The organism is Acinetobacter sp. SFA (assembly GCF_001647535.1).
Taxonomy (GTDB): Bacteria; Pseudomonadota; Gammaproteobacteria; order Pseudomonadales; family Moraxellaceae; genus Acinetobacter; species Acinetobacter pecorum.
The window spans coordinates 1-13,643 of the sequence record NZ_LSZI01000019.1 but is presented as its reverse complement, the minus strand read 5'-3'; the positions used below and the strand labels follow the sequence as shown (position 1 = coordinate 13,643).

The following is a 13,643-nucleotide window of genomic DNA, read 5'->3' as shown; positions in this document are numbered from 1 at the left end:
TTAGCAAACAAGATGATTTAATTTAAGGAATATCACATGAAAATTTTCTGGTTTATCCCCACTCATGGTGACAGTCGTTACTTAGGCACCAGCAAGGGCGCACGTGTTGTAGATCATGCCTACATGAAGCAGATTGCCGTTGCGGTAGATAACTTAGGTTATGAAGGTGTCCTGATTCCAACCGGCCGTTCTTGTGAAGATCCATGGTTAACTGCAGCCAGCCTGATTGACGCGACCAAAAAATTAAAATTCCTGGTGGCCCTGCGCCCGGGCGTGACCACCCCGGCTCTGGCTGCACGCATGGCTGCGACCTTTGACCGTTTGTCCAATGGCCGGGTGCTGCTGAATCTGGTGACTGGCGGTGACGAACAGGAGTTAAAAGGTGATGGCGTCTATGAAGATCACACAACCCGCTATAAAACGGCGACCGAATACACCACTATCTGGCGTGAAATTTTAAAACGTTCACATACTGGGGAAAGCTTTAGTTTCCATGGCGAACGCTTAAGTGTCGATGAGGCAAAATTGCTGTATCCACCAATTCAGCAACCACATCCACCTTTATGGTTTGGCGGTTCATCGGATGATGCCATTGAACTGGCTACGGATCAGGTCGACACCTACCTGACCTGGGGCGAGCCACCGGCCGCAGTCAAAGAGAAAATTGCAGTGGTAAAAGCCAAGGCTGCAGCTAAAGGTCGTGAACTGAATTACGGGATCCGTTTACACGTGATCGTACGCGAAACCAATGAGCAGGCCTGGGCGGCGGCTGAAGAACTGATTCAATATGTGGATGATGCCACTATCGCTGCGGCCCAAGCCAAGTTTAAATCCATGGACTCGGTCGGTCAGCGCCGTATGGCAGAACTGCATAACGGCGACCGCAGCAAACTCGAAGTTTCTCCGAACCTGTGGGCAGGTGTAGGTCTGGTACGTGGTGGTGCCGGTACGGCACTGGTCGGCGATCCAGAAACTGTCGCTGCACGTATCCAGGAATATGCAGATCTGGGAATCAGCACCTTTATTTTCTCAGGCTACCCACATCTGGAAGAATCAATCCGTTTTGCCGAACTAGTATTCCCTTTACTTCCACTGGAAACCCAGCAAAAACTCACTCAACCAAACTTGACCGGTCCATTTGGTGAAATCGTGGCGAACAACTACACACCGGACGAGAACAAGCAGGCTGAGAAAATTCAGGAGTCTGCTTAATGTCAAAAGTCGTTTCCGTTGAAACCCTGGCCCAAAAACCGGTTTCACGTGGAACAATTCTGGGGCAGCACCTGCTGCCCTGGCTGGTTCCAATTTTCTTGATTGCAGTTTGGCAAATTGCCTCTAGCACAGGCCTGCTGGAAAGCCGGATTCTGCCTGCACCGAGTGCCGTAGTTTTAGCCTTCTGGAATTTATTGCTCAGCGGTGAACTATGGACACATGTGCAAGTCAGTGCAGGACGTGCCATCAGCGGATTATTGGTGGGGGGTGGTTTGGGTCTATTACTGGGACTGTTAAATGGCTCATCCAGAACTGCCTCTACCCTGCTCGATACGACCTTGCAGATGATCCGCAATATTCCTGCACTGGCACTCATTCCCCTAGTGATCTTATGGTTTGGGATTGATGAATCCGCCAAATTGTTCTTGGTGGCGATTGGGGTATTTTTCCCAATTTATATCAATACTTATCACGGTATCCGCTCGGTCGATCCACAATTAATAGAGATGGGAAAAAGCTATGGTTTAACTCGCTGGCAGCTTTATAGAGAAATTATTCTGCCGGGTGCGATGCCGTCAATTCTGGTCGGCCTGCGTTTTTCTCTGGGTCTGGTCTGGGTACTTTTGATCGTTGCCGAAACCATTTCTGCCCAGTCCGGTATTGGCTATATGACCATGAATGCACGTGAATTCTTGCAAACCGATGTGGTTCTGGTAGGTATTTTACTGTATGCCCTGCTGGGCAAACTGGCCGATGTCCTGGCCGTCGCTTTAGAACGATTCCTGCTGCGCTGGCATGCCGGGTATCAAAAATAAAGAATAAATAAGGAGCATGTGATGACTGATCTCAGTTTAGGGCGTCATGCCAATGACCCGATTAGACCACTCGAGCAACCTGCGGCAGAGATCAATCCTGCTACAGTGCTTGGTGCCGAAATTATCATTGAACAGCTGCACAAATTTTACGGTTCGGTCAAAGTTCTGCAAGACCTGGACCTGCATATCCAGCCAGGTGAATTTCTAGCGATTGTCGGTCGCAGTGGTTGTGGTAAAAGTACCTTATTGCGCCTGATCGCTGACCTAGAAAAACAGAGCTATGGCGAAATCAAGTTTAAGTCCGCCCGACATATTCGTGAAGGCATTACTGCAGATGATATCCGGGTGATGTTTCAGGACCCTCGCCTGTTGCCCTGGCGCAGCATCGAACAGAATGTGCAACTCGGTTTACCGAAGGAGCAGCATGCCAAAGCTTCGCAAATGCTGGAAAAGGTCGGCCTCAAAGAAAAAGCCGGACTTTGGCCTTCACAGCTTTCCGGAGGACAACGGCAACGTACCGCTTTGGCACGAGCGTTATCGCATCAGCCGCGCATTCTGCTGCTGGATGAACCGCTCGGCGCCCTGGATGCCCTGACACGACTGGAAATGCAAAGCCTGATTGAGCGTCTCTGGACCGAACAAGGTTTTACCGCCATTCTGGTGACCCACGATGTCAGTGAGGCCGTGCAACTGGCAGACCGGATTATCTTGCTGGACAAAGGTCATATTCCCAAAGAGTTTAGGGTTAATTTACCTCGTCCCCGGCAAAAAAGTGTCAAATTTGCAGAACTGGAACAGCAGGTCCTAAAAGCGGTTTTAGCAACCTGAAGCTTGGATCAAACCCAAAATCACACAGGGTTATGGGTTTGATGCTTAAAAATTATCTTAAGTTTAATCCGATATACTTCAATTTCCATCCTTTGAACTTCACTCTCCTCTGTCATTTAGTCACAAGACCAACGAGAAAACGAAATATTTTCAGAAACTTGAATTTTCTCTGTGTGGATGGATCTAGCCTGTTTTAAATATTAATCTAGAGAATAAATCATCATTATTCAAAAAATTAGCCTGTGACTGTGTGCACAAATCTGATGATTTGCCGTACAATTGAAGATTCCCTTTTTTCATTGTTTTTATATTTGCTAATGGAACAAAAAAAGAGCACTCAAAAGCGCAATCAGCTGCTAAATGCTGCACTAGACGTATTTTCCCTATATGGTTTTAGTGGGGCAAGTCTGGATGAAATCGCACAAATTGCAGAAATGCATAAGTCGAATATTTTCTATTATTATGAAAATAAAGAAGCCCTGTATGTCGAGGTATTAACCACCGTTCTACAAAAATGGCTGGCGCCTTTACAAACCCTTGAAGCAGAACTTGAACCTGAAGAAGCGATCACCAATTATTTAATGCAAAAAATTGAAGTGTCGCGTACCCAGCCTAAAGCATCACGTTTATTTGCTTTAGAAGTGATTCAAGGAGCACCGCATATTCTGGAGATTTTAAAAGGCCCGCTGAAAAAACTGGTGAAGCGCAAAGCCAAAGTGATTTCCAACTGGCAGGAACAAGGCAAAATCTCTGCGAATATTGATCCTGAATTACTGATTCTGAATATTTGGGCCATCACCCAAAACTATGCAGATTTCTCCATTCAGATGGAAATGGTCACAGGTAAAACCTTGCGTAACCGCAGCATGCAGCAACGCATTATCCAGCATACGGTAAACATGATGTTATATGGCGTGATCCCACGTAAGGATCAATAAGCGCACTTATGATTGGCATACGGCCATAGCTCCTATGGTCGCCGAGCAAACTTAAGCCTCCCTTTTATTTTACCATTCGATATAAATCTAATAACTTCCTCGCACCCAGCAACAGATTCTCTTCCCAGTCCAGATGCGCAGTTTCATTGGCACCATCACTGATATATTTGACTGAAATCAGGCGAACACCAAGTTTTTTACAGACTTTTGCCAAAGCATAGCCTTCCATATCAACCAGATTACACGTGACTTTCGACATGCTGGTTTCAAAACTGTCACCTGTCCCGCAAATCCCTTTCGGCAAATGTTCAAAGAACGATTCCAGCTCAATAGCACCCGGGAAATGCTGATCCATCGGTGTAACGCCGATTTCAAAACCAAGTGGTGAAACATCCATATCACGCTGTACAAACTGGCTCACTTCAATCAGTTCGTGTGCATTAAAATGCGTACTCCCTGCTGTACCCAAGTTCAGTAAGGTAGTGCAACCCGTCTTCTGAATCACTTCAAAGGCTTTAAAGGCCGCATTAATTTTGCCAATCCCGCTGTAATGTACTTCAATACCTTCTGCTTCAAACAAGCCTTTAGACTCATTCGGAAGTGCCATGATTAATGCAATTTCTTGACTCACAATCGTCTCCTGCGCTGTATGGGCAGTGATATACCATAAAACAGCAGCACAAGGCAGCCTGAGCTGCATCATTTTAAATGCCCAGTCATACAGGGAATTGCATTCTTATTTTTCTGTGGCCTTCGCAATTTGCTGCTTTTGCAAATACTGTTTAAGGCAAGGTGAAAAGATTAAATTTCCATGGTAAAAACCCGCTGCCGTTTTAGTTGCAACCAGTATCCATAACATGACTAATACACCTCCCAGTGCATAAGCAACCGCATATAAAAATTGAAGCTCTAGTGCGGCAGCTAGATTAAATATCGCCAAAGTAAATACACCGATTGGAAAGGTGAGTCCCCACCAGCCCAAGTTAAAGGGCAACTGCTTTCTGGCATGAGATAAGGTAGTCAATAAGGCGATACCAAACCACCAGACAGCAAAGCCAAGCAGGATTAAGGCACCCATAATACCCACCTGTTCTAAAAATAGCCCCAGTCTGTATTGATCTATCACTGCCAACACTTGCGGTGCCTGATGACCCAGTAATAACAATGCCAATGCACCTGTACCAATTGGCCCAAGGGCAAGCCAACTGCTAATGGCCATTTCTTTTTCAGGTAACTGATGTAAAGCCAGACGCAACATTAAAATGCTCAGAATTCCAAATGCAGGCAGAACTGAAATTCCCCACAGCATATAGCTGCCGAGTAGAATCATGACGCTCTGTTGAGTTGGCTCCTGATGGGCCAATAACAATCCCCCACTACTTGCAGCAACCTCACATGCCACGATGGGCAGCAACCACACTGCTGTCATGCTTTTAAACTCATGCTTCTGCCGGCTATACATAAAAAATGGCACGGCCCACGCAATCAGAACCGCAAGTGCAACATCGACATACCAAAGTAGTCCTGCAATCTGTACGGCAATATCGCCCATTTGAACAATACCAAATTTAAGAAAGCCATTGATGATTGTGGCAAGCCCCATCGGGATTGCACCCAAAAATAAACTCATATTTGGATGCTGAAAAATCTGTTTGGCTTCAACTGGGTAATAAATCCAGCGCAGTGCATAAAGACTCAGGAAAGCAACAAATAAGATGATATTCAAAAGCCAAAGCCCGGCACCCATTTGCCAGAAAAGCTCAGATGCCAGCGGAGATTCTGCGATGATTAAAGCGACAATACCGGTACCCATGGTTACTGTGAACCAGTTCGGTGTGAACTCACGGATCAGGTCAGAAACTCGATTTAAATCGGCAAATGGCTTTTTCATCAGCTTCACTCTGAAAGGATGTTAGAACCATCATACGAATAATTGAATATAAATTAAATTGATTAATATTCATTTTTATTATCAATTTAATTGATTATAAATTCATCATTGCATTAATTTTATTGTCTAAAAACACAACAACAAGACGAAACGCTGAGATTATGGCAATATATAGCCTCTCGAAATTTCTAAGCACTTGATTTGCCCATGCAGCTGCTCCGTCTAAATGCTTTAGCGTCTCATTCCAAGTTACCCAAAACTGCCGTGACTATCGGTAATTTTGACGGCGTGCATTTAGGTCATCAGGCCATGATCCGTCAGCTGCAACAGGTGGCCAAAGCACAGGGTTTAAAATCTGTAGTGATGATTTTCGAGCCACAACCGCTTGAATACTTTAAAGGTTATGAAGCACCACCGCGTATTTCATCACTGCGTGAAAAAGTCGAATACCTGACTGAACTCGGTGTGGACTATATTGCAGTGGCAAAATTTGACTATAGCTTTCGCAGCCTGACCGCAGAAGCCTTTGCCGATATTTTAAAAGAAAAACTCAATGCGCAGCATCTGGTCTTGGGTGATGATTTTCACTTTGGTAAAAACCGCCAGGGCAACAGCGAATTTCTGCGCAATTATGGCTTTGAAGTCACCAATTTAAATACCATTGCTCTGGATGGTGAACGGGTCAGTTCTACCCGGATTCGCCAGACTTTGCTCGCAGGTGATCTGGCTCTGGCCGCACAGCTGCTGGGCCGTCCTTACAGTATTACCGGGCGGGTACAGTATGGCGATCAGATTGGTCGAACCCTTGATTTTCCAACTATCAATATCCGCCTCAACCGCCATAAGCCCTGCCTGAAGGGGATTTACGGAGTTGAGGTTATTTGCGAAACCTTATCCTTAAAAGACAAGGTAAAAGCTGATACTCCAGCGCAAACAGGTATTCCAGGCTATGAACCGACGGCCCTGTTTGGGGCAGGTCATGTCGGCACCCGTCCAGCCATTAAACAAGCGCATCCGGAATGGCGATTAGAAGTACATTTTCCAGATGTTTCTGCTAATCTGTATGGCCTGTTGATGCGGGTGACGTTCTTAAACTATTTACATGGCGAAAAGGACTATCCTTCGCTTGAAGCGCTAAAAGCCGGAATTGATGATGATGTCGAGAAACTGCTTGAGTTTCGTCGAAATCACCCCACTTTTCCCTTTTAATATCCCATATTTTTATTGTAAAACGTGTCAGTGACATAAACTGATTAGATTGGAAGACGACTTGCATGAGCGATAAGCAAACTCCTGAAAATGCAGTGGACTATAAAGCCACGCTGAACCTCCCAGGTACTGACTTTGCAATGAAGGCAAATTTGGCAGTACGTGAAGCGAAATGGTTAGAAGAGTGGTATGCCGACAACATTTATCAGCAGATTCGTGCATCGCGTATTGGCAAGAAAAAATACGTGCTTCATGACGGCCCTCCTTATGCCAATGGTCAAATCCATTTGGGCCATGCAGTCAATAAAGTTTTAAAAGACATCATTATCAAAAGCCGTGTCATGGACGGGTTTGATGCGCCGTATGTACCGGGCTGGGACTGTCATGGTCTGCCAATCGAACTGAAAGTCGAAGAAAAAGTCGGTAAAGTCGGCGTAAAAGTCGATGCTTCAACTTTCCGTAAAGCCTGCCGTGAATATGCCTACACACAAGTTGAATTACAGAAAAAAGACTTCGTGCGTATGGGCGTGTTCGGCGACTGGGACAATCCGTACCTGACCATGAACTTCAAACAGGAAGCGGATATCGTACGTTCGCTTGGTGCCATTGCCAAAGCAGGCCATATCGAACCTGGTCTGAAACCGGTGAACTGGTGTCTGGACTGTGGTTCATCTCTGGCTGAAGCAGAAGTTGAATACGAAGATAAAAAATCCGACGCGATTGATGTGGGTTTTACCGTTGTAGATTTAGCTGATTTATCTGCACGCTTGGGTGTAACCGTTACCGATTCAACGGACATCGTGATCTGGACCACGACACCTTGGACGCTACCTGCCAACCAGGCCGTTGCTCTGCATGCAGAGATTGAATACCAATTGGTGAAAGCCGTTGGTGAAAATAAAGTGGCACAAAACCTTATTCTTGCAAAAGATTTGGTTGCATCAGCAACAGAACGCTATGGCTTCGAGTCTTTTGAAGTTCTTGCTGACTTTACAGGCAGCAAACTTGAAAACTTACAATTACAGCACCCTCTGATTGCCGACCGTCAAGTTCCCGTTATTTTGGGTGAACACGTGATTGCAACCAGTGGTACAGGTGCCGTTCATACTGCACCGGGCCATGGTGTAGACGATTATAAAGTTGGCCTGATTTATAACCTTAAAGTAGACAACCCGGTCGGCGGAAATGGTGTGTATTTACCAACCTCGCCAATCTTTCCAGGCGAGCATATCTACAAAGCCAACCCCAAAATTATTGAAACATTGACTGGAGCAGGCAAGCTTTGGGCACATGTCGTCATCAAACATAGCTACCCACACTGCTGGCGTCATAAAACTCCAATTATCTTCCGTGCGACACCACAATGGTTCATCAGCATGGATGCAAAAGGTTTACGTCAAGGCGCATTAAACGCAATCGAAAATGAGATCAGCTTTGTGCCGGACTGGGGTAAAAACCGGATTCAGGCGATGATCGAAGGTCGTCCGGACTGGTGTATCTCGCGTCAACGTACTTGGGGTGTGCCAATCCCGTTCTTCGTGCATAAAGACACCAATGAGCTACATCCACGTACGCCTGAACTGATCGAAGAAGTCGCGAAACTGATCGAGCAGGAAGGGATTGACGGCTGGTACAACCGTGATGCATCTGAGTTCATCGGTGATGATGCTGAACACTACAACGCGGTACGCGATACGCTGGACGTATGGTTCGACTCGGGTACAACACACTTTGCGGTACTGCGTGAACGCGAAGAACTGACTGATCCTGCTGATTTATATCTGGAAGGTTCTGACCAGCACCGTGGCTGGTTCCAATCGTCTTTGTTAACGTCGATTGCGATCAATGAACGTGCGCCATATAAAGGTCTGCTGACCCACGGTTTCGTGGTCGATGAAAAAGGCCGCAAGATGTCTAAGTCGATCGGTAACGTCATCACACCGCAAGACATCATTAAAGATATGGGTGCAGATGGCTTACGTTTCTGGATCGCCTCTGCGGATTACCGTTATGAAATGACGGCTGGTAAGGAAATCTTTAGCCGTGCCTCTGATGGTTACCGTCGTATCCGTAACACGCTTCGTTTCTTGTTGGCGAACCTGAATGGCTTCAAACCGTCTACCGATGCATTGCCTGTAAATCAGTTGATTGCACTGGATCAATACATCCTGCAACGTGCAGCTGAGGTACAGAAAACTGTTCAGCAAGCCTATGAAGATATGAACTTCCATATCGTCACCAGCGCCTTGACTAACTTCTGTATCAATGACCTGGGTGGTTTCTACCTCGACATCATCAAAGACCGTCAGTACACCACCAAAGCAGACTCACAAGCACGTCATTCTGCACAAACTGCGTTGTATCACCTGGTACAGGCATTTGTTCGCTGGATGGCACCGATCTTGAGCTTCACAGCACAAGAAGCTTGGCCATTAATTCCTGAACAAACAGAGAAATATGTGTTTACTGCGGAATGGTATGACATTCCTGTAGCGACTGAAGCCAACATCGTGACAGAAACGGAATGGCAAACCCTGATTGCGGTGAAATCTGCGGTGAACAAGTTTATCGAGACAGCGCGTACTGCGAAAACAGTGGGTTCCAACTTGTCAGCCAAAGTTGAACTTTGGGCGTCGAACGAACTGAAAGCGGTACTTGATAAACTGGGTGACGAACTTCGTTTCGTATTGATTACGTCACAAGTGCTGGTGAATGAGTTTGATGCAGCTCAAGGTGAAGCATCTGATCTTGAAGGTCTTCACGTGAAAGTTTCTGCGGCAGATGGCGAAAAATGTGTACGCTGCTGGCATGTTCTTCCAGATGTGAATACACATAGCTCACATCCGGGACTATGCGGCCGTTGTATCATTAACCTTCCTACAGGCCAAGGCGAAGAGAGAAAGTATGCCTAATACCCACACGAAAAAGGGCTTATTCCAGTTCTATCCACATAATTTATGGTGGATTGGACTGGCCATTCTGGCGATCATTCTGGATCAATGGACCAAATGGATTGCAGTAACAAATCTGAATTATGCAGATCCTGTTCCTGTACTGCCCTTTTTAAATTGGACACTGCTACATAACTATGGCGCTGCCTTTAGTTTTCTGTCCGATGCCGGTGGTTGGCAACGCTATTTCTTTACTTCACTGGCAGGTTTAGTGTCTGTGGTCTTCGTGTTTTGGCTGATGCGTATGCCAAAAGACATGAAAATCTTGCCGCTGGCGATAGCCCTGATTCTGGGCGGTGCCATCGGTAATTTAATCGACCGGATCAGCCTTGGCTATGTGGTCGATTTTATTCATGTGTATTACCAGAACAGCCACTTCCCTGCTTTCAATATTGCAGACAGTGCCATTACTATAGGTACTATTCTGATGCTGATTGATACCTTTTTCTTAGAAAAACATCGAATTCAACGGGCGCAAGCACAACATGACTGATTTTATTCATCCCAACGAAGAAACCCGGGTTGCAGACGGTTCTAAAGTCGAGCTGCACTTTTCTGTCGCAATCGAAAATGGCGTGGAAATTGATAATACCCGTAGCCGTGAAGAACCAGTCAGCCTGGTGATTGGCGATGGCAATCTACTGCCTGGTTTTGAAAAAGCACTGATTGGCTTACGTGCCGGTGACCGTCGCACGGTCAGCCTGCCACCAGAAGATGCTTTTGGGCCATGGAATCCAGAAAACATCCAGAAATTTGACACGGTAAAATTCGGAGAACGTCCGATCGAAGGTCACATGATCGAGTTTGAAGACAAAGCCAAGGCCACCCTGTATGGCGTAGTCAGATCAGTCAATGATGATATTACCGAAGTGGACTTTAACCATCCATTGGCAGGCAAGAACATCACCTTTGAAGTGGAAATCTTTAAAGTGACACCTGCTGGCCAGCAAGGCATTAAACTGATGTAAAGTTTCAACTAATTGACTGATTTAAAAAAGCTCCTTCGGGAGCTTTTTTTATGTTCCGGATACAAATCATGTCTAGTCACCTTTCTGAAATCTAATTAATTTAATTTGATGATTAAGACCCTGAAAAAGGACTAAATATGAAAATTTATATTGTGGTTGGGAGCGTGCGTGAGGGGCGTACTGCAATTAAAGTGGCGCATTGGGTACTGCAGGAAATTAAAAGTTATACCTTTAGCACTTTGGAAACTGAAATTGTCGATTTAAAAGAATGGGATCTTCCGCTATTTGCTGGCGCTCATCCTCCCCTGACCGGGATTTATGATCAGCCCAAACAGTAAGAGTGGGCAGACAAGATTGCGCTTGGAGATGCCTTTATTTTTGTCACACCTGAGTATAATCATGGCTATAGTCCAGCTCTGAAAAATGCCCTGGACTATCTCGGCAAGGAATGGCAGGGCAAACCGGCAGCTTATATTGGTTATGGCGCGACCAATGGCTCACGTTCAATTGACCAGATTCGTCAAGTGGGTACTCAGCTTGGACTGGTGGATACTAATGCTGTCATCGAAATTCGGGATATTTTTGCACGGAACAAAGATTATTCCTTCCAGGGCAATGAATTCGATAATAAAAATTTAAAAGCTGCTGTAGATAAACTGATTCGGTATGTCAGTGCCTAATGATTAGACGGAAATCCTGTACGTTTTAGCCTACATGCAGCGCGGTATTTGGCGGCTATACCTTAATTTTCTGCAAGGCTATAGTGAATGCATAGACAGACAGAAAGTCTGCAAAGCGATACCACAACAATAAAAAGCGCAAATCAACAGGACGTTGACAGATTAGACAGGAGTCAGATCTGAGAAGCAAATCCAGAAAAGCCTCAACAGGATGTTGAGGCTTTTTTGTTTTAAACGATTTGTTTTGGCTTGAATAGTCATTTCTCAGTATCAGACATCAACCTGAAATCAGAGATAGAGCCCATCGGCAGCTTACAATCTCGAGATTTTCCAGTTTCCGGATGATATTTCTCTTAGCCCCATATCTTTAAAAAGCGGATTAAGGTGCTGTCATTTTTAACAGGTTGACTTGCGGACCATCCTCAATGACCCATAACGAACCATCCTCTGCCTGGGCAGCCCCACGAATCCGTTCTTTCATATTCAGACGCTGGATTTCTTTTACTGGGGTCTGAGTGGTATCTACAATCACGATTGCCTTGGAAGACAAACCGGTTACAATTGCCTTATTTTTCCATTGTGGGAAGATATTCGCAGTATAAAACAGCAAATCTGAAGGAGAAATTACTGGTGTCCAGTCCAGTGCCGGAGCTTCGAATTCAGGACGGGTACTGTGGTCAGGAATGGGCTTGCCATCATAATGATCGCCATTTGATACTAAAGGATAGCCATAATTTTTAGCCTTGATAATCTTGTTCAGTTCATCACCGCCTTTCGGTCCCATTTCAATGACCCAAAGCTGCCCTTTGGGATCAAACGCCATTCCCAGAGGATTACGATGTCCAAGACTCCAAACCTGCTGGGCAATTTTACCCTGATTCATAAAGGGATTATCGGCAGGAATTGAACCATCATCATTCAGGCGAATAATTTTACCGGCATTGGATTGCATGTCCTGTGCAGGATCAAATTGCTGACGCTCCCCCGAACTGATCCATAACTTGCCATCCGGCCCAAACACTATTCGATGCGCATAATGCCCCTGACCCGAAAATTTGGGAACTTGAGTCCAGATCCGTTTAATCTGTTTCAGTTGGGGGGTAGGCTGGCTCAAATCAAGTTTGCCACGAACAACCACAGCACCATATCCACCTTGACCCTTTTCAGCATAACTCAGATATACCCACTGATTCTTTGCAAAATCTGGATGTAAAGCAATTTCACCTAAGCCGCCTTGGCCTCCATACGCAACCTGAGGTATGCCTTTCACCTCGATTTTTTTCTTATTTTTGGGATCAAAGAGCTGCAATTTTCCTTTACGCTCAGTAATCAGCAGCTGGCCATCATTTAAGGTGGCAATTGCCCAAGGTTCATTAAATTGAGCAACCTGTTCAACCTTATATTTTTGCATGCTTGAAGAGACTGAATCGGATGCATGAGTAGCTATAGAAGTCTGTTGAGCAGTCTCAGAGCTAGAGGAGGAATTTTCTGCATGACAGGCAGTAAATGCCAAAGCACAGCAACTAAGTAAAATTTTTATTTTAAATTGCGATAACATTATCTTCTCCATACTGATTTATTGTCCAAATTAACATCAAGATACAGAGTTTCTGGTCTAAATTCAGCATAGAAAAGTAAATAGATATATTTTAAAAATTATAAATAGAATTTATTTTAATAAAGAATGAGTGACTAAGCTTTCGACTAAACTCCAGGCCTAAAAAAACACCCCCGGCCTTTAGACCGGGGGTGTTTCGAATAATGAGCTGGCGATGACTTACTCTCACATGGGTAATCCCACACTACCATCAGCGCTAAGAGGTTTCACTTCTGAGTTCGGGAAGGGATCAGGTGGTTCACTCTTGCTATGGTCGCCAGCACAACTGTTCATGACTTTGCATTTGGTCTTATTTAGATGCCAAGGCTTGGTCAAATAGAATTCATTAACAGGTATATCTGAGTTCTTGCGAGTAGAACTAAGCAGTGCTTAATTATACTCTCATTTGTTCTTTAGCGTTCACTAAATCAAGCTGTTTTGCTTAATATCGAATCAATCGAGCGTTATACAACAACTGTTTGGGTGTTGTATAGTCAAGCCTCACGAGCAATTAGTATTGGTCAGCTTCATGCATCACTGCACTTCCACATCCA

General features: G+C 45.2%; 11 protein-coding genes, 1 rRNA gene and 1 pseudogene. 9 read left to right on the top strand and 4 right to left on the bottom strand.

Translation table 11 applies throughout. The annotated features are described in order from the left end of the window. Window positions 1–36 precede the first annotated feature (36 nt). The 4 genes from ssuD to AY607_RS11145 all read left to right on the top strand — a co-directional run bounded on the left by ssuD (window position 37) and on the right by AY607_RS11145 (window position 3,793). Window positions 37–1,212 (top strand): FMNH2-dependent alkanesulfonate monooxygenase, encoded by a 1,176-nt coding sequence (gene ssuD, locus AY607_RS11160; RefSeq protein ID WP_064102560.1) that lies wholly within the window; start codon window positions 37–39, stop codon window positions 1,210–1,212. After that, window positions 1,212–2,027 (top strand): aliphatic sulfonate ABC transporter permease SsuC, encoded by an 816-nt coding sequence (ssuC, locus tag AY607_RS11155; RefSeq protein ID WP_064102559.1) that lies wholly within the window; start codon window positions 1,212–1,214, stop codon window positions 2,025–2,027. Before ssuD ends, ssuC begins: the two co-directional genes overlap by 1 nt. 21 nt (window positions 2,028–2,048) lie before the next feature. Beyond that, entirely contained in the window at window positions 2,049–2,855 is an 807-nt protein-coding gene (locus AY607_RS11150; protein WP_064102558.1) for an ABC transporter ATP-binding protein, read from the top strand. Window positions 2,856–3,172: 317 nt separating this feature from the next. Then, window positions 3,173–3,793 carry a TetR/AcrR family transcriptional regulator gene (locus AY607_RS11145; protein ID WP_064095150.1) on the top strand — a complete coding sequence of 207 codons (621 nt, stop codon included), beginning with the start codon at window positions 3,173–3,175 and terminating at the stop codon, window positions 3,791–3,793. A gap of 64 nt (window positions 3,794–3,857) precedes the next feature. On the opposite strand, the gene AY607_RS11140 is transcribed toward AY607_RS11145, so the two are convergent. Together AY607_RS11140 and AY607_RS11135 are read right to left on the bottom strand one after the other, a co-directional pair. Then, the gene (locus tag AY607_RS11140; RefSeq protein ID WP_171254895.1) at window positions 3,858–4,424 is read right to left on the bottom strand and encodes a 5'-nucleosidase; all 567 of its coding nucleotides are present in this window, start codon (window positions 4,422–4,424) and stop codon (window positions 3,858–3,860) included. Between the two features lie 105 nt (window positions 4,425–4,529). Continuing rightward, a complete protein-coding gene (locus AY607_RS11135; protein WP_064095151.1) occupies window positions 4,530–5,684 on the bottom strand; it encodes a TDT family transporter in 1,155 nt (384 codons plus the stop codon). A 207-nt stretch (window positions 5,685–5,891) separates the two neighbouring features. Between AY607_RS11135 and ribF the strand changes: the two genes are divergently transcribed. The 5 genes and pseudogenes from ribF to AY607_RS11110 all read left to right on the top strand — a co-directional run bounded on the left by ribF (window position 5,892) and on the right by AY607_RS11110 (window position 11,492). Further along, window positions 5,892–6,893, top strand: coding sequence for a bifunctional riboflavin kinase/FAD synthetase (ribF, locus tag AY607_RS11130; protein ID WP_064102557.1), 1,002 nt, complete (start codon window positions 5,892–5,894; stop codon window positions 6,891–6,893). A gap of 65 nt (window positions 6,894–6,958) precedes the next feature. Further along, a complete protein-coding gene (ileS, locus tag AY607_RS11125; RefSeq protein ID WP_064095153.1) occupies window positions 6,959–9,805 on the top strand; it encodes an isoleucine--tRNA ligase in 2,847 nt (948 codons plus the stop codon). Then, entirely contained in the window at window positions 9,798–10,337 is a 540-nt protein-coding gene (gene lspA / locus AY607_RS11120) for a signal peptidase II (RefSeq protein ID WP_064095154.1), read from the top strand. The genes ileS and lspA overlap by 8 nt, the downstream gene beginning before the upstream one ends. Then, entirely contained in the window at window positions 10,330–10,812 is a 483-nt protein-coding gene (locus AY607_RS11115) for an FKBP-type peptidyl-prolyl cis-trans isomerase (protein ID WP_005105274.1), read from the top strand. The genes lspA and AY607_RS11115 overlap by 8 nt, the downstream gene beginning before the upstream one ends. A 137-nt stretch (window positions 10,813–10,949) precedes the next feature. Next, a pseudogene (locus AY607_RS11110) lies at window positions 10,950–11,492 on the top strand (NADPH-dependent FMN reductase). Between the two features lie 379 nt (window positions 11,493–11,871). On the opposite strand, the gene AY607_RS11105 reads toward AY607_RS11110, so the two are convergent. Together AY607_RS11105 and rrf are read right to left on the bottom strand one after the other, a co-directional pair. Beyond that, window positions 11,872–13,050: a PQQ-dependent sugar dehydrogenase gene (locus tag AY607_RS11105; protein ID WP_064095157.1), complete on the bottom strand. Its 1,179-nt coding sequence runs from the start codon at window positions 13,048–13,050 to the stop codon at window positions 11,872–11,874. A gap of 206 nt (window positions 13,051–13,256) precedes the next feature. Continuing rightward, window positions 13,257–13,371 (bottom strand): 5S ribosomal RNA (rrf, locus tag AY607_RS11100). Window positions 13,372–13,643: the final 272 nt, after the last annotated feature.

Excerpts from the sequence above, each read along its gene's own strand:
- lspA (WP_064095154.1), top strand. The coding sequence starts at position 9,798 with ATGCCTAATACCCACACGAAAAAGGGCTTATTCCAGTTCTATCCACAT.
- ssuC (WP_064102559.1), top strand. The coding sequence starts at position 1,212 with ATGTCAAAAGTCGTTTCCGTTGAAACCCTGGCCCAAAAACCGGTTTCA.
- ribF (WP_064102557.1), top strand. The coding sequence starts at position 5,892 with ATGCAGCTGCTCCGTCTAAATGCTTTAGCGTCTCATTCCAAGTTACCC.
- AY607_RS11150 (WP_064102558.1), top strand. The coding sequence starts at position 2,049 with ATGACTGATCTCAGTTTAGGGCGTCATGCCAATGACCCGATTAGACCA.
- ileS (WP_064095153.1), top strand. The coding sequence starts at position 6,959 with ATGAGCGATAAGCAAACTCCTGAAAATGCAGTGGACTATAAAGCCACG.
- AY607_RS11135 (WP_064095151.1), bottom strand. The coding sequence starts at position 5,684 with ATGAAAAAGCCATTTGCCGATTTAAATCGAGTTTCTGACCTGATCCGT.
- AY607_RS11145 (WP_064095150.1), top strand. The coding sequence starts at position 3,173 with ATGGAACAAAAAAAGAGCACTCAAAAGCGCAATCAGCTGCTAAATGCT.
- ssuD (WP_064102560.1), top strand. The coding sequence starts at position 37 with ATGAAAATTTTCTGGTTTATCCCCACTCATGGTGACAGTCGTTACTTA.
- AY607_RS11115 (WP_005105274.1), top strand. The coding sequence starts at position 10,330 with ATGACTGATTTTATTCATCCCAACGAAGAAACCCGGGTTGCAGACGGT.
- AY607_RS11105 (WP_064095157.1), bottom strand. The coding sequence starts at position 13,050 with ATGTTATCGCAATTTAAAATAAAAATTTTACTTAGTTGCTGTGCTTTG.